This is a genomic window from Candidatus Symbiopectobacterium sp. NZEC135 (assembly GCF_025962695.1).
Genome location: NZ_JAGFPF010000589.1, coordinates 1 through 1167, shown reverse-complemented (window position 1 = coordinate 1167; position 1167 = coordinate 1). Strand labels below are relative to the sequence as shown.

Annotated in this window: 1 protein-coding gene; it reads left to right on the top strand. The window is 53.5% G+C overall.

All coding sequences use genetic code 11. From position 1 onward, the window contains the following. A partial coding sequence (locus J5224_RS28990) for a pectate lyase (RefSeq protein ID WP_264628542.1) occupies positions 1-1167 on the top strand: 1167 nt, incomplete at both ends.

The window sequence follows — 1167 nt, the reverse complement described above, 5'->3', positions numbered from 1 at the left end:
CAAAGCCATGGTGCATGAATTAAAACACCATCTGCCCTATTACGCGCTGTTGCACCGCGTCGACGCAGAAAAAACGCTGAACTATTTGCAGGGTTTCTGGAATGCCCATGTTGAAGATTGGCAGCAACTGGATCTTGGCCGCCACGGTGATTACGCCAAAACGCGTGACCCGCAGGTGTTTGAACACGCACGCCGTGATGTGGTTGACCCGGCGATCTGGCCTGAACTGCCGCTGACCAAAGGGTTGACCTTCGTCAACGCGGGTACCGACCTGATTTACGCCGCCTTTGCGTATGCGCGCTTTACCGGCGATGCGTCAGCGGCGGCATGGGGTAAGCATTTATATCGCCAGTATGTGTTGGCGCGTAATCCTGAAACCGGGATGCCGGTGTATCAGTTCAGTTCGCCGTTGCAACGCCAGCCGGTACCGGAAGATGACAACCAGACGCAATCCTGGTTCGGCGACCGTGCACAGCGTCAGTTTGGTCCGGAATTTGGCGTTATCGCCAAAGACGCCAATGTGCTGTTCCGCGACATGCGCCCGTTATTGATTGATAACCCGCTGGCAATGTTGGATATTCTGCGCCAGCAGCCCGATAGCGACATCATGACCTGGGTAATTTCAGGCTTAAAGAATTACTACCAGTACGCTTATGACGTGGTCAGCAACACGCTGCGACCGATGTGGAACAACGGCCAGGATATGACCGGCTTTGTGTTCCCGCGTGATGGCTATTATGGCAAAAAAGGCACCACATTAGCCCCCTTCGCACTCGAAGGTGATTATTTGCTGCCGTTGGTACGTGCTTATAGCTTGAGCGATGACGATGAGCTGTATGCCCTGATTGAGACAATGGCGCAGCGCGGTGAGCAAGATGGCTTGGAAAACAGCGCAACGCCTTTCCTGTTGGTTGCCTTGACGGAACTGGCGGAAAAAACGCAGTCCCCACTTTGGGCAGAACGCGCCTGGCGCGTAGCGGAAACCTTATTCAAACAGCACTTTCATCATGGTTTGTTTGTTCGTTCGGTACAACATCGTTATTTACGCCTGGATGATCCTCTTCCTCTGGCATTGCTGACGTTTGTTGCCGCTTGTCACGGTAAACGTGACGCGGTACCGGCACTTTTAACGCAGGGTGGATACGTCCACGGTGATTTTCGCTTTAA